At 70.0% G+C, this 16,168-nt stretch carries 18 protein-coding genes and 1 tRNA gene; 10 read left to right on the plus strand and 9 right to left on the minus strand.

Annotation, left to right across the window (positions count from 1 at the left end):
- Positions 1 to 5: 5 nt before the first annotated feature.
- The gene (gene gmk, locus ACVFYP_RS14725; protein ID WP_499200941.1) at positions 6 to 644 is read right to left on the minus strand and encodes a guanylate kinase; all 639 of its coding nucleotides are present in this window, start codon (positions 642 to 644) and stop codon (positions 6 to 8) included.
- The gene (locus ACVFYP_RS14730; RefSeq protein WP_499200942.1) at positions 641 to 1,546 is read right to left on the minus strand and encodes a YicC/YloC family endoribonuclease; all 906 of its coding nucleotides are present in this window, start codon (positions 1,544 to 1,546) and stop codon (positions 641 to 643) included. Before ACVFYP_RS14730 ends, gmk begins: the two co-directional genes overlap by 4 nt.
- Positions 1,547 to 1,584: 38 nt before the next feature.
- Between ACVFYP_RS14730 and ACVFYP_RS14735 the strand changes: the two genes are divergently transcribed.
- Entirely contained in the window at positions 1,585 to 2,370 is a 786-nt protein-coding gene (locus tag ACVFYP_RS14735; RefSeq protein ID WP_499200943.1) for an SDR family NAD(P)-dependent oxidoreductase, read from the plus strand.
- 4 nt (positions 2,371 to 2,374) lie between these two features.
- On the opposite strand, the gene ACVFYP_RS14740 is transcribed toward ACVFYP_RS14735, so the two are convergent.
- The 4 genes from ACVFYP_RS14740 to ACVFYP_RS14755 form a co-directional block, all read right to left on the minus strand.
- A complete protein-coding gene (locus ACVFYP_RS14740) occupies positions 2,375 to 3,103 on the minus strand; it encodes a TerC family protein (RefSeq protein WP_499200944.1) in 729 nt (242 codons plus the stop codon).
- A 57-nt stretch (positions 3,104 to 3,160) separates the two neighbouring features.
- Positions 3,161 to 4,030, minus strand: coding sequence for a DMT family transporter (locus ACVFYP_RS14745; RefSeq protein ID WP_499200945.1), 870 nt, complete (start codon positions 4,028 to 4,030; stop codon positions 3,161 to 3,163).
- 128 nt (positions 4,031 to 4,158) lie between these two features.
- Positions 4,159 to 5,850: a thiamine pyrophosphate-requiring protein gene (locus ACVFYP_RS14750; protein WP_499200946.1), complete on the minus strand. Its 1,692-nt coding sequence runs from the start codon at positions 5,848 to 5,850 to the stop codon at positions 4,159 to 4,161.
- Positions 5,851 to 5,972: 122 nt separating this feature from the next.
- Positions 5,973 to 6,950, minus strand: a complete 978-nt coding sequence (locus ACVFYP_RS14755; RefSeq protein ID WP_499200947.1) for a Bug family tripartite tricarboxylate transporter substrate binding protein — start codon at positions 6,948 to 6,950, stop codon at positions 5,973 to 5,975.
- A 167-nt stretch (positions 6,951 to 7,117) separates the two neighbouring features.
- On the opposite strand from ACVFYP_RS14755, the gene ACVFYP_RS14760 reads away from it, so the two are divergent.
- Complete coding sequence (locus ACVFYP_RS14760) at positions 7,118 to 7,984, plus strand: serine/threonine-protein kinase (RefSeq protein ID WP_499200948.1); 867 nt, start codon at positions 7,118 to 7,120, stop codon at positions 7,982 to 7,984.
- A 17-nt stretch (positions 7,985 to 8,001) separates the two neighbouring features.
- On the opposite strand, the gene ACVFYP_RS14765 is transcribed toward ACVFYP_RS14760, so the two are convergent.
- Positions 8,002 to 8,077 (minus strand) — tRNA-Ala (locus ACVFYP_RS14765).
- A 155-nt stretch (positions 8,078 to 8,232) separates the two neighbouring features.
- Between ACVFYP_RS14765 and ACVFYP_RS14770 the strand changes: the two genes are divergently transcribed.
- From ACVFYP_RS14770 to ACVFYP_RS14795, 6 genes are all read left to right on the plus strand, one after another.
- On the plus strand, positions 8,233 to 8,544 hold the full coding sequence (locus ACVFYP_RS14770; protein ID WP_216873671.1) for a YggT family protein: 312 nt from the start codon (positions 8,233 to 8,235) through the stop codon (positions 8,542 to 8,544).
- 7 nt (positions 8,545 to 8,551) lie between these two features.
- A complete protein-coding gene (locus ACVFYP_RS14775) occupies positions 8,552 to 8,851 on the plus strand; it encodes a DUF167 domain-containing protein (protein WP_499200949.1) in 300 nt (99 codons plus the stop codon).
- Complete coding sequence (folD, locus tag ACVFYP_RS14780) at positions 8,848 to 9,690, plus strand: bifunctional methylenetetrahydrofolate dehydrogenase/methenyltetrahydrofolate cyclohydrolase FolD (RefSeq protein WP_499200950.1); 843 nt, start codon at positions 8,848 to 8,850, stop codon at positions 9,688 to 9,690. Before ACVFYP_RS14775 ends, folD begins: the two co-directional genes overlap by 4 nt.
- Before the next feature lie 63 nt (positions 9,691 to 9,753).
- Entirely contained in the window at positions 9,754 to 10,629 is an 876-nt protein-coding gene (locus tag ACVFYP_RS14785) for a DMT family transporter (protein ID WP_499200951.1), read from the plus strand.
- Between the two features lie 147 nt (positions 10,630 to 10,776).
- Positions 10,777 to 11,391 carry an FMN-binding negative transcriptional regulator gene (locus ACVFYP_RS14790; protein ID WP_499200952.1) on the plus strand — a complete coding sequence of 205 codons (615 nt, stop codon included), beginning with the start codon at positions 10,777 to 10,779 and terminating at the stop codon, positions 11,389 to 11,391.
- A complete protein-coding gene (locus tag ACVFYP_RS14795; RefSeq protein ID WP_499200953.1) occupies positions 11,378 to 11,935 on the plus strand; it encodes an NUDIX domain-containing protein in 558 nt (185 codons plus the stop codon). Before ACVFYP_RS14790 ends, ACVFYP_RS14795 begins: the two co-directional genes overlap by 14 nt.
- Before the next feature lie 27 nt (positions 11,936 to 11,962).
- Here ACVFYP_RS14795 and ACVFYP_RS14800 read toward each other — a convergent pair whose 3' ends face one another.
- Together ACVFYP_RS14800 and ACVFYP_RS14805 are read right to left on the minus strand one after the other, a co-directional pair.
- Positions 11,963 to 12,946: a Bug family tripartite tricarboxylate transporter substrate binding protein gene (locus ACVFYP_RS14800; protein ID WP_499200954.1), complete on the minus strand. Its 984-nt coding sequence runs from the start codon at positions 12,944 to 12,946 to the stop codon at positions 11,963 to 11,965.
- Positions 12,947 to 12,990: 44 nt separating this feature from the next.
- Positions 12,991 to 13,767, minus strand: coding sequence for an enoyl-CoA hydratase/isomerase family protein (locus ACVFYP_RS14805; protein ID WP_499200955.1), 777 nt, complete (start codon positions 13,765 to 13,767; stop codon positions 12,991 to 12,993).
- A gap of 77 nt (positions 13,768 to 13,844) precedes the next feature.
- Between ACVFYP_RS14805 and ACVFYP_RS14810 the strand changes: the two genes are divergently transcribed.
- Both ACVFYP_RS14810 and ACVFYP_RS14815 read left to right on the plus strand, forming a co-directional pair.
- The gene (locus ACVFYP_RS14810; RefSeq protein ID WP_499200956.1) at positions 13,845 to 15,026 is read left to right on the plus strand and encodes an enolase C-terminal domain-like protein; all 1,182 of its coding nucleotides are present in this window, start codon (positions 13,845 to 13,847) and stop codon (positions 15,024 to 15,026) included.
- On the plus strand, positions 15,026 to 16,165 hold the full coding sequence (locus ACVFYP_RS14815; RefSeq protein WP_499200957.1) for a 2-methylaconitate cis-trans isomerase PrpF family protein: 1,140 nt from the start codon (positions 15,026 to 15,028) through the stop codon (positions 16,163 to 16,165). Before ACVFYP_RS14810 ends, ACVFYP_RS14815 begins: the two co-directional genes overlap by 1 nt.
- Positions 16,166 to 16,168 lie beyond the last annotated feature (3 nt).

Here is a 16,168-nt window from a genome sequence, read left to right on the forward strand (position 1 = left end):
CCGCGCTATTCCCCCATCAGCCCGGCGATGAACTCCGGCAGCCAGGGCTGCCTTGCGCGGGTGTTGCGGGCAGCGTGCAGGATGGCGCGCACTTCCGCCACCGTGCGGTCGAAATCCCGGTTCACCAGCACGTGGTCGAAATCCGCCCAATGGGCGATCTCGTCCTTGGCGGCGATCAGGCGACGGGAGATCTCGGCCTCACTGTCCTGGGCGCGGCCGCGCAGGCGGCGTTCCAGCTCCGCCATGCTGGGCGGTAGCAGGCAGATGCCCACCACATCGCCGGGAAGCCTTTCCCGCAGCTGGCGATGGCCCTGCCATTCGATGTCGAACAGCACATCCCGCCCGGCGGCGAGGCTCGCCTCCACCGCCGCGCGCGGCGTGCCGTAGGACCGGCCGATGAATTTGGCGTATTCCAGAAATTCGCCGGCCTCGACCATGGCGTCGAATTGCTCGGGCGTGCGGAAGAAGTAGTGCACCCCCTCCAGCTCCCCGGGCCGGGGCGCGCGGGTGGTGGCGCTGACCGACAGTGCCAGCTCCGGCTCCATCTCTAGCAAGGCGCGGGAGACGCTGGTCTTGCCGACGCCGGGGGCGGAGGCGAGCACCAGGCAGACGCCGCGGCGGGGGGGGTGGGAAAGGTCGGTCATTCCACGTTCGCCGCCTGCTCCCGCAACCGCTCGATCGCCGCCTTCAGCTCCAGCCCCACCCGCGTCAGCGCCACGCTGGCCGACTTGCTGCACAGGGTATTGGCCTCCCGGACGAATTCCTGGGTCAGGAATTCCAGCTTGCGGCCGATCGCATCGCCGGAGGCCAGCAGGGTGCGGGCCTCCGTGATATGCGCCGAAAGCCGGTCCAGCTCCTCCCGCACATCGGAACGCTGAGCGAGCATGGCCACTTCCTGTGCCAGCCGCTCCTCCGGCACCCGGGCGCGGACATCGCCCTCGCCGAGCAGATTGGCCAGGTTTTCCAGCAGCCGGGCGCGCTGGGCGGCGGGCTGGCCGGCGGCCTCCACGGCGGCGGCCTCCCGCAGTGCCGCGATCTCGCCCAACAGCGTTTCCAGGATTTTTTGCAACTGCGCCCCTTCGCGGGCGCGGGAGGCGACAAGGCCGTCCAGCGCCACGGTGAAGGAGGCGGCCAAAGCGGCGCGCTTGGCTGCCTCATCGGCCTCATCGATTTCGGACACTTCCGCCCGCAGCACGCCCGGCAGCGACAGCACGGCCTCCGCGCTCGGCACCGGGGCGCCGGGCAGGCGGGCGGAAACCTCGAGCACCAAAGCGATGGCGGCATCCAGGGCCACCGGGTCGGGGGTCAGCCGCGGCGCCCGATCCTCGCGCTTCAGGGTCAGATTGGCGGAAAGATTGCCGCGCTTCAGGCGCTTGCCCACCGCCTCCCGCAACGGCGCTTCCAGCACATCCAGCCCCGGCGGCAGGCGCAGCCGCACATCCAGGCCGCGGCCGTTGACGCTGCGCAACTCCCAGACGAAGGAGGAGCCATCCGGCAGCGAACCGCTGTCGCGGGCGAAACCGGTCATCGAGGCGAGGGTGCTCATGCGCGCCTTGTCCTCCGGGCCGTGACGGAGGGCAAGGTATGCGACACGATTCCTGGCAGGGCGTGCTCATCACCGGCGCTTCCTCCGGCCTGGGCCGGGCGCTGGCGGAGGCCTGCGCCGCGCCGGGCGTGACCCTGCATCTGTCCGGCCGCGATGCCGGGCGGCTGGAGGATGTGGCGGCTGCCTGCACGGCAAAGGGCGCCGCGGTGCGGCCGGTGGTGCTGGACGTGACCGATGCGGCGGCGATGGCGGGTTGGATCGGCGGGGCCGGGCGGCTCGACCTGGTGATCGCCAATGCCGGCATTTCGGGTGGCACCGGCGATGCGACGGAGCCGCCGGCCCAGGCCGCACGCATCTTCGCCACCAATATCACCGGCGTACTGAACACCGCCTTGCCCGCATTGGAAAAGATGGCCGGGCAGGAAGCGGGGCCGGATGGGCTGCGCGGGCGGGTGGCGGTGGTGGCCTCGATCGCCGCCTTCGTCGCCGCGCCGGGCGCGCCGGCCTATTGCGCCAGCAAATCCGCGGTGCAGCGCTGGGCAGAGGCGACGGATGGCAGCCAGCGGTCCCTCGGCATCCGCCTGCACGCCATCTGCCCCGGCTATATCCGGACGCCGATGACGGCCCGAAACCCCTTTCCGATGCCCTGGCTGATGACGCCGGAGCAGGCGGCGGCGCGGACCCTGGCCGGCATCGCGGCGGGGAAGGTGCGGGTGGTCTATCCGCGCCGGCTCTATGCCCTGGCGCGGATCATCGGCGCCCTGCCGCCGGCCTGGCGCAACCGCTTGATGTCCCAGGTTCCGGCCAAGCCGGCGGAGGGCTGAGGTCCTACTCGGTCGCCACGCCCCGCTTCCGCTGGGACGCCCGACGGGCGAACAGGTTCAGCAGCTCGACGCCCACCGAGAAGGCCATGGCGACATAGACGAAGCCCTTCGGCACGTGAACGTGGAAGGCCTCCGCCACCAGCACCATCCCGATCATCACCAGGAAGGCCAGGGCCAGCATCACGACCGTCGGGTTCTTCTCCATGAAGCGCGACAGCGCATCCATCGAGAACAGCATGACGGTGACGGACACCAGGATCGCCACCACGATCACCCACATCACCTGGGTCAGCCCCACCGCCGCCAGGATGGAATCGACGCTGAACACCAGGTCCAGCGCCAGGATCTGCGCCACCACGGACCAGTAGCTGGCCGGCACACGGTCCTTGGCATGGCTTTCCGCCTGGGAATCCGGGTCGACGCGGTGATGAATCTCGATCGTCGCCTTGCCGATCAGGAACAACCCACCCGCCAGCAGGATCAGATCCTTGCCGGAGAAGGTGACGATGCCGAGATCGACCCAGGGCGTGGTCAGCGACATCAGCCAGCCCACACCGGCCAGCATGCCCAGCCGCATGATGACGGCCAGGCCGAGCCCGATGCGCCGGGCGGATTGCCGTTGCGATTCCGGCAGGCGGTTCGACAGGATGGCGATGAACACCAGGTTGTCGATGCCGAGCACGATCTCCATCCCGATCAGCGCGACCAGGGCAATAAGGACTTCGGTCTCCAATTTCGTCTCTCCGCCGGAACAGGACCTTATCGCACCGGGTCCGCGGCGGTTGCAGCGCTATCTTCGTGACGTTGCCAGCCAGACCCCGGCCAGCACGATGGCGCCGCCGACCAGCACCAGCGGTGAGGGCCATTCCCCCAGCAGCAGCGCCCCCACCCCGGCGGCGAAGGGCGGCTGGATATAGCCGACCATGGAGGCATCGGTGACCCGCGCGCGCGCCAGCAGGCGCAGGAACATGGTCAGCGGCAAGGCGGAGGTGACGACACCCAGCAGGGCCAGCACGCCATAGACCCAGGCCGGCTGGGCATAGGATTCGACGCCACCCAGGGGCAGCGACAACCCGCCGGCGACCAGCCCCGCCACCACCTGCTGCCCGAGCACGATCTGCGGCGCCGCGCCGATCCGCGCCTTGCGGGCATAGACGGTGCCGAGCGCGTAAAAGACGCCGGAGACGACGATCATCAGCCCGCCGGTGAAGCTCGCCCCGCCCGTCAGCGCATCCGGCCCCAGGATCACCGCGATGCCGCCAAAACCCAGCAGCAGCCCGGCCACGCCACGCGGCCCCGGCCGTTCCTCCCGCAGCAGCACATAGGCGATCAGCGCCACCAGCAGGGGCGTGCCGGCATGGATCAGCGCGGCCGGCGCCGCCTGGATATGGCCCAGCGCGAAGGCGGTCAGCAGATTGGGCACCCAGCCATTGCAGGTGCCCAGCACCAGGGCCGGCACCGCGTAGCGCCGGATCGGACCCTTCAACTGTCCGCTGGCCGCGAGAAATGCCAGAACCGCCAGGGCCGCGAAGCCGCCCCGCACGGCGGCCAGGGCGAAGGGCGACATCTCGGCCGCGATCAGCCGCAGCAGCGGAAAGGAACTGCCCCAGAGCCCGCCGATGACCAGCAGGCGCCACCACAAAGCAGGGCCGGACAGCAAGGCCCCCATCTCCGACCCACTTCTGCCCGGCACCACAATGCTCCCTGCCCGCCGGGCCATGCGGCGCCAGACATCGCCGGCCGTGAAGGGGCCGTCAATATCGGGGCAGATGGGGGCCGTGGGTCAGATCAGTAGGTGCAGACCACGTTGACCAGCGCCTGGCGCCTCTCCCGCACCACCACATCGACGGCGCGGCGCAGCGCCGCGGGCAGTTCGGCCGGGTCGCTTACCTTCTCGCCATGGCCGCCACTGGCCTGGCACAGCATCTCGAAGGCCGGAGCCGGGCTGAGATCGGCCAGTAGGCTGCCGCCCTCCTTGGCCGAGGCACCGTCGCGATACATCGCCAGGGTGGAATTCCGCACCGCGCCGTACATGGCGTTGTTGAACACCACGACCAGCAGCGGCAGGTCATGCGCGGCGGAGACCCAGTGGCAGGCGGTGGGGTTGTTGAAGACATAGGCGCCGTCCCCGAGCGTCGCCACCACCAGCCGCTCCGGCGCCGCCAGCTTGGCGCCCAGCGCCGCGCCAAACCCCCAGCCGAGGCCGCCGGCGGTGGACTGGCCGTAGAAGGTGCCATGCGTCACGCGCGGGCAATGCGTCTGGCGCAGCGGGTATTCGTTCACCAGCATGGCATCCGGCCCCACCGCCTCCGCGATGCAATGGCTGATCCATTCGGGCGTGATCGGACCCTCCGGCGGCCGCGCCACCTGCGCCGCCCAGGCCGCGCGTTGCGCCGCGCCCATGGTGCCATAGGTCTCAAGTCGCGAAAGCACCGCCGCGCTGTCCGCCGGCAGCAGCGCATCGAGCGCCGCGGCGATGCCATCCAGCCCCGTGGCCGGCTCGGCGGTGATGGCGAGGTCGACCGGAAAGCTGCGCATCGGATAGCGGGTGAACAGCGGGTCCTCGCCCAGATGGATGATGCGCGCCGCCTCCGGCGGGCCCTGCAGATGCGGAATCCAGGGCACGTCCGTATCCACCACCAGCACGCAATCAGCCTCCGCCAGCAGCGGGCCGGGTTCGTAGCCGAGATGCATGGGGTGGTCGGCGGCGATGTTCACGAAGCGGGGCGTGAAGGAGATCACCGGCACGCCGAAACGGTTGGCAAAGGCGCTGAGAGCATCAAAGCCTTCGCGCGTGCGGCCGGCGGCGGAGGTGATGATCAGCGGTCGCTGCGCTTCCGCGATCCACTGCGCCGCTTCCACCAGCGCCGCCGGATCGGGCAGCGGTTTCGCCGGCACGGCGGCGCGCGAGGCATCCACCCGCGCCGCGCCGGCCGGCGCGGCCAGCGTATCGCGCGGCAGGGTGGCATAGACCGGGCCGCGCGGCGCGGTCATGGCGATGTGCATCGCGCGGGTGGCGAGGTCCGCGGCCTGGTCGGGCTGGCGCAGCTCGCCATCCCATTTCACCGCCTCCCGCACCATGCCGGCCTGGTCGAACATCTCCTGCGCCCAGTGGATGTGCCGGGTGCGGGCGCCGTGGCGGCCCTGTTCGGCATAGGGCGTGCGACCGGCCAGCACGAAGACCGGCGTGTGGTCGCGCGCGGCGTTCAGGATGCCGTTGATGGTATTCGCCGTGCCGACATTCACATGCACCATCACCGCCTGCGGCCGGCCGGTGACCATATAGGCGCCATGCGCCATGGCGACCGCCGCATTCTCATGCGGCACCGTCATCGGCACCGGCAGGCGATGGTTGCTGCCTTCGAGTTTCGCGAAGGCTTCGACAATCGGTGGAAAATCGGTGCCGCCATTGGCGAAGAACCAGTCGACGCCACAGGCGCCGAGCTGGCGCAGGAAGATCTCGGCGGCACTTATGGTCATTTTGTATTCCCTCAAACGCCGGGCGCCGGCTCCGCCGGCTTGGCTTCGCGGCATAAGCCGCGGCGGCCGTTTGGCCGCTCGGCCCGCTGGGCGGGCCGCAGGTTGCACATGATTTTGTCGGTTCAGTTCACTGTCGCGCCGGAAAGGCGGATGGCGTCGCGCATCACCGGGGTGAGGCGCTGGATGGAGGCCGCCATCTCCGCCGGCGTGCTGCAGACCGGGTCGGTGCCCAGGCGGATAAGCCGTTCGCGGATGCCGGCATCCTGGCAGGCGCTCTGCATCGCGCTGGCCAGGCGGTCGCGGATGGCATCGGGCAGGCCGGCGGGGGCGGCGATGCCGTTCCAGGTGGTGATCTCGAAGCCCGGATGGCCCTGTTCGGCGATGGTCGGCACATCCGGCAGCACCGCGTTGCGCGTGGCGCCGGTGACGCCCAGCAGCCGGATGCTGTTGCCCTGCATCGCCGGCAACACCTCCACCGCATTGCCCAGATAGGCATGGATGCGCCCGCCCAGGATGTCCTGCATCGCCATGGGGCCGGAGCGGTAGGGCACATGCTCCATCCGCAGGTCGAAGCGTTGCAGCAGATAGGCCATGCCCAGATGGCTCAGCCCGCCGGTGCCGCCGGAGGCATAGTCGAGCTGATCCGGCCGCGCCCGCACATGCGCCACGAATTCCGCCAGCGTGGTCGGCCCGAGGCTTTGCGAGACCACCAGCACCAGCGGGCTGGCGGCGGTGATGGCGATCGGCATCAGGTCCCGATGCGGGTCCAGGCTGATCCGCTGCATCAGTGGCAGCACCACCAGATGCGACGCGCTGGCGCCCAGCAGGGTGTAGCCATCCGGCGCCGCGCGGGCGACGGCTTCCATCCCCACGATGCCATTGCCACCCGGGCGGTTGTCCACCACCACCGGCTGGCCGAGCTGCTTCGCCAGCCATTCCGCGCCGAGCCGCGCCACCCCGTCGCTCAGCCCGCCGGGGCCGAAAGGCACGATCAGCCGGATCGGCCGGTCGGGCCAGGCGGTCTGGGCGCCGGTCTGGGCCCCCGCGGGGGCAAGCGGCACCAGTGCGAGGCTGGCCAGCAGCAGCAGGCGACGGAGCATCTCGGGTCCCTCGGCAAGTTGTCCGGACATGTAAGCAGGATCATTCGCCGGCCGGAACCCTGGTTGTGTACAAGTCTGACTTCGGGAGTAACCGAGCTGTGGCCCTGGCGCCGGTTGACGCTCCGCGATGCGACCGCAACTCTGCCCGCACAGGCAGGAGGATCGCCATGCGACGTGCCGGATCGAAGGGCGCCATAGGAGGTGCCGTCTGCGGCGTCGCGCTGCTGGCGCTGGCCGCCTGCGCGGTGCCGCCCGGCAGCGGGCCTACGGCCTCCGCCGCAGTGGACCCGCAGGATGGCTGCGGCCCGCAGGTGGTGGTCTTCGTCAATGCGGGCGACCTGTTCGCCACCCCGCCCCGCCGCAGCGGCCCGCCCACGGCCGCCGAGCTGGAGGCGGAGCTGGCGCGCGAAAATGCGGCGCTGGAGCGGCTGCAGATCGCCTTCGACGCGCTGATGTATTGCCGCTGGACGGAAGTCCGGCTGATCCGGGCGGAGGCGGCCTCTGGCGGCTTCCCGCCGGCCGAACTGCCGCGCCGGCTGGGCGCGGCGGAGGGCCGGTTGCGGCAGGACCTGCAACGTGGCGGCCAGGCGCGCCAGAACATCGCCGCCCGCGCCGCGCGCATCGAACAGGCGGTGGAGATGGTGGCGCCCGGGACGCGCGCGGCCGCCGAGGCGCGTCAGGCGGATGATTCGGGCCAGACCCGCGCCGTGGCCTCCGCCGCCGTGCCGCTGCGCCTGCGGCCGGAGGCGAATGCGCCGGTGGCGGCGCGGCTGGAAGCCGGTAGCCAGGTGCGGCTGCGCCCGGCGGCGGCGCCCGGCTTCGTGCTGGCCGATGGTGGCCCGGCCCGTCGCGGCTATGCGCCGAGCAACGCCTTCACCCTGCAACCCGAATTGCCCGCCGCGCCGGCGGCAACCGGCCCGGCTGCGCGGCTGCGCAACCTGGCGGCGACGAATCTGGCGCGGCGCGATGCTTTCGCGCAGAGCCTGGAACTGGCGGACCGTTCCGGCACCCAGGGCTTCGAGCCAGCAACGTGAGGATCAGACGGGGACGGTGGTGGAGGTGAGCGGGATCGAACCGCTGACCTCGTCATTGCGAACGACGCGCTCTACCAACTGAGCTACACCCCCACACGACCAAGCGTGGGTCCACCGTAGGGCGCGGGTTATGATTGCGGGTCCGGCCGGTGTCAAGCCAGGGTCCCGCAACTTCCAAGGGCCACGCAAAGCCTTGTTCCCTGGCCTGCCCGCCACTAGGTTTCGCCGGCAACGCCCAGGGGTCGCTGATGCTGCTCGATGCTGTTTTTTTCCTGCTGCGGGCCGGCCTCGACCTGTTCTGGTGGGCGGTACTGCTGGCCGCGATCATGCAGACCCTGCTGTCCTTCAATGTGCTGGACGGGCGGAACCGCATCGTCTGGACCATCGCCGACTTCCTGTACCGGGTGACCGAACCGGCGCTGCGGCGGGTGCGGGGCATGCTGCCCAATCTGGGCGGCGTCGATCTGTCGCCGCTGGTGGTGCTGCTGCTGATCACCGCGGCATCGATCGCGCTGGGGGCGATCCAGGGCTACCTGCTGCGGAGCGGCCTCTACTTCTGACGTCACCATGACGGCCTGGCGGCTGCGGGCGGATGGGCTGGACCTGTCGGTGAAGGTGCAGCCCCGCGCGAAGCGGCCCGCCATTGGCGGCCTCGCCCCCGATGGCGCGGCGCTGCGCGTCGCGGTGGCGGAGGTGCCGGAGGATGGCCGCGCCAATCGCGCGGTGTGCGAAGCGGTGGCCAAGGCACTGGGCCTGGCGAAATCCGCGGTGGAGGTGTTGCATGGCGGCGCCTCGCGCCAGAAAACCCTGCGCATCGCCGGAAACCCGACCGAATTGGTGCCGAAACTGGAAAAGCTGATCACATGAGCGCCCGGATCATTGACGGCAAGGCGGTCGCCGCCGCGCTGCGCCAGGAAATTGCCGCCCGCACCGCCGGCCTCGGCTTCCGCCCCGGCCTGCGCGTGGTGCGGGTGGGGGAGGACCCGGCATCCGGCGTCTATGTCCGCAACAAGGACAAGGCGGCGAAGGAGGTGGGCTTCGACAGCGCCACCATCGCCTTGCCCGCGAGCACGACGGAGGCCGAACTGCTGGCGGAGGTCGCGCGACTGAACGCCGACCCCGCGGTGGATGGCATCCTGGTGCAGCTTCCCCTGCCGCCGCAGATCCGGGCCGATCGCGTCATCGCGGCGGTGGCGCCGGAGAAGGATGTGGATGGCTTCCATCCGCTGAATGCCGGGCGTCTGGCCAGCGGCCAGCCTGGCCTCACCCCCTGCACGCCGAAGGGCGTCATGCATCTGCTGAAGGCGGCCGGCGCCGCTTTGCCGGGCGCGCGGGCGGTGGTGCTGGGGCGCAGCAACATCGTCGGTCGGCCGATGGCGCAGTTGCTGCTGGCGGCCGATTGCACCGTGACCATCGTCCATTCCCGCACCCGCGACCTGCCCGCCGAATGCCGCCGCGCCGAGATTCTGGTGGCGGCGGTGGGGCGGCCCGAGATGGTGCGCGGCGATTGGGTGGCGGAAGGGGCCACGGTGATCGATGTCGGCATCAACCGCCTGGCCGATGGCCGGCTGGTGGGCGATGTCGCCTTCGACGAGGTCGCGGCCCATTGCGGCGCCATCACCCCGGTGCCCGGCGGTGTCGGTCCGATGACCATCGCCTGCCTGCTGGAGAACACGCTGGACGCGGCCCTGGCCCGCCGCGGCTGAGGGTGCAACCTTCGCCGCCGCTGGACTAAGGACCATCCGGGCCAGCAGGGAAGGCACGGTTTCATGAACGCCAGCGCGCTGCTGATTGCCGGCAGCTTCGTCGCCATCTGGGCCTCCGCCTTCACCGTGGCGGGGGTGGTGGTGAAGGAATGGCCGCCGCTCTGGTCGCTGGCCATCCGCTTTTCGCTCACCGTGCCGATGCTGGCGGTGCTGGCCCTGGTGCTGCGCGCCCGGCTGCCGGCGCCGCGCGACATGGCGCGGGTGGCGGTGCTCGGCTTCTGCGGCATGGGCGGCTACCTGGCCTTCGCCTGGCTCGCCATGGCGCGCATCCCAACCGGGCTGGTCGCGCTGATCTGCGCCACCACGCCGCTGATGGTCGCCGCCGGAGAAAGCCTGTTCCTGCGCCGGCCTTTGCCGAGGCTGGCCTGGGTGGGGCTCGCCATCGGCTGGTTCGGCGTGGCGCTGCTGGGCTTTTTGCGCGCGCTGGACGGGTTGGCGGCGGCGGAGGCGCTGGGCTTCGTCTTCGCCCTCGGCGCGGCCATCGCCCAGGCCGTGGGGCTGCTGGTCTATGCGCCGGCCAAGGGGCGCGTCGATATCTGGATGGCGAGCCTGGGCCAGACGTTGGTTTCCGCCTTGCTCTGCCTCGCCTTGGCGGTGGCGCTGGAGGGTGGGCCGCCGGGGCCGGCCAGCGGCTCGGTCTGGGCGGCGATGATCTGGTCCATGGTGGTGGTGGGCATCGGCGCCTATGCGCTGAACTTCGCCATGATGCGCCGCGTGCCGGCCTCCACCGCCACCGCCCTGCAATTGCTGGCGCCGCCACTGGCCGCCGTGTTTGGCTGGGCGCTGCTCGGGGAACGGCTCTATGTCAGCGACATCGTGGGCGGGGTGCTGACGCTGGGCGGGCTGGCCCTGCTGGTCCATGCGCGGTCGCGGGGCTGACCCTTCGGAAATGCAATGCTGCGCCGGCGGCATTCCGGTGCAGAGTTTCGGCATGCAGGCGCGACGACGAGCTACCATCGGCTTCTGAGCCTTTCCCCTCGGCCCTTCCCGGCCGCGTTGCCCGTTCGCCCGCAGGATCACCCCGCCATGTACACCCCCGCCGCCTTCCGGGTGGACGACCCCGACTGGATCCTCGGCCATGTCGAGCGCCATGACTTTGGCATGCTCGTCAGCGCCGATCCGCTGATGGTCAGCCACCTGCCCTTCCATCTGATCCGCCCGCTGGGCGACCAGCCGGCCCGGCTGCTCTGCCATGTCGCCCGCGCCAATCCGCATTGGCGGGCCTTCGCGGGGCAGGGGGCGGAGGCGCTGGCGGTGTTCCGTGGGCCGCATGCCTATGTCTCGCCCACCTGGTACGGCCAGCACCCCAGCGTGCCCACCTGGAACTACGACGTGGTGCAGGCGGAGGGTCTCGCCACGCTGATCGAGGAGCCGGCCGAAATCGCGCTCCAGATGCGCGCCATGGCCGCCGCCTATGAACCCACCCCCGGCTTCGACATGGACGCCCAGCCGCCAAAATACATGGAGGGGATGTTCAAGGCGCTGGTTGGGGTTTCCATTACGGTTCGGCACTGGACAGGCAAGCGCAAGCAAAGTCAGAATCGCCCCGAAGCCGACCGCGTCGCCGTCGCCGCCGCCCTGGAAGCGCGCGGTGAGCGGGATGCCGCTGCGGCGTTGCGGGAGGCGAATGGCCTTGGCTGACGAGACCCCGGATATCGAGACCGTCACGACGCGGGAGGTCTATCGCAACGCCTGGATGACGGTGCGGGAGGATCTGGTGCGGCGCCGGGATGGCTCCACCGGCATCTATGGCGTGATCGAGAAGACCAACTTCGTCACCGTGGTGGCGCAGCATGCCGATGGCGCGCTGCAACTGGTCCAGCAATACCGCTACCCGCTGCGCCGCCGGCACTGGGAATTCGTGCAGGGCCGCTGGGGCCCCGCCGGCACCGCGCCGCTGGAGGCCGCGCGGCATGAATTGCTGGAGGAAACCGGGCTCCGCGCCGCCGAATGGCACCATGCCGGCTTCCTGAACCTCGCCGCCGGCAGCATGACCCAGGGCTACGACATCTTCCTCGCCACCGGCCTGACCCAGGGCGCGGCGATGCCGGAGCTGGAGGAGCAGGACCTGGTGACCCGCGCCGTGCCGCGCGCGGAATTCGAGCGGATGCTGCTCAGCGGCGAGATCGAGGACGCCACCACGGTGGCGAGTTTTGGCCTGCTGCGGCTGAAGGGGCTGTTGTAGGCCGGTCTTTCGACCGGCCCGTCACGATCAGTCGAAGGTGATGTTGGCCCTGCGGATGACCTCCGCATACTTCGCCGCGTCGCGGCGCAGCAGGGCCGCGGCATCGGCGCTGGTGCCGCCGCCGGGGATGAAGCCGGCATCGGCCACGCGCTGGCGCAGGCCGGGGTCGGACAGCGCCTTGTTCACCGCCTGCACCCAGCGTTCGCTGATCGGCGCTGGCAGGCCGGGCGGGCCCATCACCATGTACCAGACGGCCGCGTCAAAGTCCGGAAAACCGCTTTCGGCGACGGTCGGCACATCCGGCAGTGTCGGCACACGCTGCGGCAGCGTCGTCGCCAGCGCCCGCACCCGGCCGGCGCGGATATGCGGCAGGTAGGTGGGCAGCGTGTCGATGGCGATGTCGATGCGCCCGGCCAGGATTTCGTTCACCGCCTGGCCGGTGCCGCGGAACGGGATGTGCGTCATGTCCAACCCCGCCGCAAAACTCAGCGCGGCCGCCGCCAGGTGCTGCTGCGTCGCGACGCCGGAGGAGGAGTAGTTCAGTTTCCCGCGATTGGCCCGCGCATGCGCGATGAACTGGCCAAAATCCTGCGCGGGCGAATCCAGCGGCACAACCGCCACCAGCGGCACCGTGCCGGCGAGCACCACGGCGGTCTGGTCGGCGATGATGTCGAAGGGCGGCGGCTTCATCGTCGGCGGCACGACGGCGGAGGCGCTGACGGTCGTCATCAGCATCTGGTAGCCATCCGGCCGGCCGCGGGCATTTGCCGTGGCCGCGATGGTGCCCGAACCCCCCGGGCGGCTCTCGATGGCGACCGGGTGGCCGAAATCCTCCTGCAAGGCGGGTTGCAGCAGGCGGGAGATGATGTCCGTGCCGCCGCCCGGCGCGAAGCCCATGAGCAGAGAGATGGTGCGGGTGGGGTAGGCGCCCGGCCCGGTTGCCTGGGCCCAGGCGGGCATCGGCAGGGCAAGGGCGCCTGTCGCCGCCCAAAGGCTGCGTCGCGTCAGCATATTTCCTCCGGCTTTTTACTTATGGACCGAAGGATGCCGTGCGGTCAGGTTCCCGTCCAGACCGGCTTGCGCTTGGCCAGGAAGGCTTCCACCCCCTCCCGGAAATCATTGCTGCCGAAGCACATGGTGACCAGGTCGTCGCCTTCGATGGTGCCGGCCGCCAGCCGCAGGCGCTTCAGCGCCACCTTGGTGGCCCGCAGCGTCAGCGGCGCCATGCCGGCGATCTCCTGGGCCAGCTTTTCGGCGCGTTCCGCCAGGGCTTCGGGGGTTTCCAGCATTTCGGAGATGAAGCCGGCGGAAAGGGCCTCCGGCGCGTCCATCAGCCGCGCGGTGAAGATCAGGTCCTTCAGCTTGGCCGGCCCGATCAGCGCGGCAAAGCGGGAGATATTCATGGTGGAGAGGGTGTTGCCCAGAGTGCGGGCCACCGGCACGCCGAAGCGGGCATTGGCGCTGGCGATGCGCATGTCGCAGACGCCGGCAATACCCAGGCCGCCGCCGACGCAGGCGCCGGCCACGGCGGCGATCACCGGCTTCGGGCAATCCTCGATGGCCGACAGCACGCGGTCGATCCGCGTCTCATAGTCCAGCGCGTCCTGGCCGGTGGAAAAGTTTTGGAACTGGCTGATATCGGTCCCGGCCGCAAAAGCCTTGCCGCCGGCGCCAGTGATGACCCAGCAGCGGATGGCCGGATCCTTCGCCACGGCCGCCGCCTGTTCGAACAGGCCTTCATACATGGGGAAGGTCATGGCGTTCCGCTGTTCCGGGCGGTTCAGCGTGGTCCAGGCCACCGCGCCGCGCGTCTCGTGCAGGATATCGGGCATATTGGTTCCTCCTCCCCCTCTTGTGCAGTGGTCCTGTGCGGGGCGACAAGTCGGCAACCGGATGGGGGGCGACAATTATGCGTATCGTCAGCGTCAAGCAGGGCATCGCCCCGATCGCGAGCGACATCGCCAACGCCTATATCGATTTCTCGAAGATGACGGCCTCCATTGTCGCGGTCACGGTGGAAGGGGAGGGTGGCGCCCGCGCCACCGGCTACGGCTTCAACTCCAACGGCCGCTATGCCCAGCCCGGCCTTCTCGCGGAACGCTTCGTGCCCCGGCTGACGGAGGCGACGGAGGCCCAGATCACCAGCCCGGATGGCAAGCTGAACCCCCAGGGCGCCTGGGCCGCCATGATGAAGAACGAAAAGCCCGGCGGCCATGGGGAGCGCAGCGTCGCCGTCGGCGTGCTGGACATGGCGCTGTGGGATGCCGCGGCGAAGCTGGAAGGCCTGCCGCTCTGGCGCCTGCTGGCCGATCGCTACAATGGCGGCACGGCCGATGAGGCGGCCTGGGTCTATGCCGCCGGCGGCTACTACTACCCCGGCAAGGGGGTGGACGCGCTGGTCGAGGAGATGAAGCGCTACCTCGGCATGGGCTATGCCACGGTGAAGATGAAGATCGGCGGCGCCCCTGGCACCGCTTTGGCCGATGCGCTGTCCGAGGATATCGAGCGGATCGAGGCTGTGGTGAAGCTGCTGGGCGGCGATGGCAGCCGCCTGGCGGTGGACGTGAACGGCCGCTTCGACCTGCCGGCCGCGCTGGCCTATGCCGAGGCCTTGGCGCCGATGAAACTGCGCTGGTACGAGGAACCGCTCGACCCGCTGGATTACGCCACCCACGCCACGCTGGCCGAGCATTATGGGCCGCCGATCGCGACCGGCGAAAACCTGTTCTCCATGCTGGACGCGCGCAACCTGATCCGCCATGGCGGGCTGCGGCCGGACCGCGACATTCTGCAGATGGACCCGGCGCTGTCCTATGGGTTGGTAGAATACCTCCGCACGTTGGACATGCTCTCCGCCCATGGCTGGTCGCGCCGGCGCTGCGTGCCGCATGGCGGGCACCAATTCGCGCTGAACATCGCGGTGGGGCTCGGGCTGGGTGGCAATGAAAGCTATCCGGAGGTTTTCGCGCCCTTTGGTGGCTTTGCCGATGACGTGCCGGTGGTCGAGGGCCGCGTGGCGATGCCGGACATCCCCGGCATCGGCTTCGAGGCGAAGAACAAGCTGTATGACGTGTTCAAGGGTCTCGCCTGATGCCGCAGCGCGCCATTCCCGCCGTCTTCATGCGCGGCGGCACCAGCAAGGCCATCATGTTCCACGCCCGCGACCTGCCGGCGGATCGCGCGGAATGGGATGCGATCTTCATGGCGGCACTAGGCACGCCCGACCCCTATGGCCGGCAGTTGAACGGCATGGGCGGCGGCGTTTCTTCGCTATCCAAGATCTGTGTGCTGGCGCCGTCTGAGCGCGAGGATGCCGATATCGACTACACCTTTGCCCAGGTGCTGATCCGCGAGGCGCGCGTGGATTGGAAGGGCAATTGCGGCAATATGAGCTCCGCCGTCGGCCCCTTCGCGGTGGATGAGGGGCTGGTGCGGCCAAACGGCACGAACGCCACGGTCCGCATCTACAACACCAATACGAAAAAGATCATCCACAACACTTTTGAGCTGGAGGATGGCCGCGCCAAGGTTCTGGGCGACCTCGCCATTCCCGGCGTGGGCGGCACGGGTGCGCCGGTGCGGCTGGATTTCGTGCAGCCTGGCGGCGCCACCACGGGCCGGCTGCTGCCGAGCGGCCAGGTGCTGGATGTGCTGGAGGTGCCGGGTTTTGGGCGCATCGAGGCCTCGCTCGTCGATGCCGCCAATGCCAGCGCCTTCATCCGGGCAAGCGATATCGGCCTGACCGGCCGCGAATTGCCGGAGGAACTGGAGGCGCGGCCGGATATCCTGGCGCTGCTCGATGCCATCCGCCTGCAGGCCTCCATCCGCATGGGCATCGGCGCGGACCTCGCCGCGGCCAAGGCGATCAGCTCCGTCCCCTATATCGGCTTCGTCAGCCCGCCGGCCGAAGCGCCGACGCTTTCGGGGGAGAAGATCGCGGCCGGCGAGATCGACCTGGCAGCGCGCATCATCTCCAACGGCCAGCCGCACCGGGCGCTGCCGCTGACCGGCTCGCTTTGCACGGCGGTCGCGGCACGCATCGCCGGGACGCTGGTGGCGGAATGTCTCGGGGCAGTCGCGCCCGGGCCGATCCGTATCGGCATGCCCTCCGGCGTGCTGACGGTGGGCGCGGATGTGGTGCAGGAGGGCGGCGAATGGGTCGCCCGCGCCGGGTCCTTCTACCGCACCGCGCGGCGGCTGTTCGATGGGCGGGTGTGGATTCCCGGCTAAGCG

The sequence above is a fragment of the Roseomonas sp. F4 genome (genome assembly GCF_053891155.1).

Coding starts and splice junctions, on each gene's coding strand:
- gmk (WP_499200941.1), bottom strand. CDS start 644: ATGACCGACCTTTCCCACCCCCCCCGCCGCGGCGTCTGCCTGGTGCTC.
- ACVFYP_RS14730 (WP_499200942.1), bottom strand. CDS start 1,546: ATGAGCACCCTCGCCTCGATGACCGGTTTCGCCCGCGACAGCGGTTCG.
- ACVFYP_RS14735 (WP_499200943.1), top strand. CDS start 1,585: ATGCGACACGATTCCTGGCAGGGCGTGCTCATCACCGGCGCTTCCTCC.
- ACVFYP_RS14750 (WP_499200946.1), bottom strand. CDS start 5,850: ATGACCATAAGTGCCGCCGAGATCTTCCTGCGCCAGCTCGGCGCCTGT.
- ACVFYP_RS14755 (WP_499200947.1), bottom strand. CDS start 6,950: ATGCTCCGTCGCCTGCTGCTGCTGGCCAGCCTCGCACTGGTGCCGCTT.
- ACVFYP_RS14760 (WP_499200948.1), top strand. CDS start 7,118: ATGCGACGTGCCGGATCGAAGGGCGCCATAGGAGGTGCCGTCTGCGGC.
- ACVFYP_RS14770 (WP_216873671.1), top strand. CDS start 8,233: ATGCTGCTCGATGCTGTTTTTTTCCTGCTGCGGGCCGGCCTCGACCTG.
- ACVFYP_RS14775 (WP_499200949.1), top strand. CDS start 8,552: ATGACGGCCTGGCGGCTGCGGGCGGATGGGCTGGACCTGTCGGTGAAG.
- folD (WP_499200950.1), top strand. CDS start 8,848: ATGAGCGCCCGGATCATTGACGGCAAGGCGGTCGCCGCCGCGCTGCGC.
- ACVFYP_RS14785 (WP_499200951.1), top strand. CDS start 9,754: ATGAACGCCAGCGCGCTGCTGATTGCCGGCAGCTTCGTCGCCATCTGG.
- ACVFYP_RS14790 (WP_499200952.1), top strand. CDS start 10,777: ATGTACACCCCCGCCGCCTTCCGGGTGGACGACCCCGACTGGATCCTC.
- ACVFYP_RS14795 (WP_499200953.1), top strand. CDS start 11,378: ATGGCCTTGGCTGACGAGACCCCGGATATCGAGACCGTCACGACGCGG.
- ACVFYP_RS14800 (WP_499200954.1), bottom strand. CDS start 12,946: ATGCTGACGCGACGCAGCCTTTGGGCGGCGACAGGCGCCCTTGCCCTG.
- ACVFYP_RS14805 (WP_499200955.1), bottom strand. CDS start 13,767: ATGCCCGATATCCTGCACGAGACGCGCGGCGCGGTGGCCTGGACCACG.
- ACVFYP_RS14810 (WP_499200956.1), top strand. CDS start 13,845: ATGCGTATCGTCAGCGTCAAGCAGGGCATCGCCCCGATCGCGAGCGAC.
- ACVFYP_RS14815 (WP_499200957.1), top strand. CDS start 15,026: ATGCCGCAGCGCGCCATTCCCGCCGTCTTCATGCGCGGCGGCACCAGC.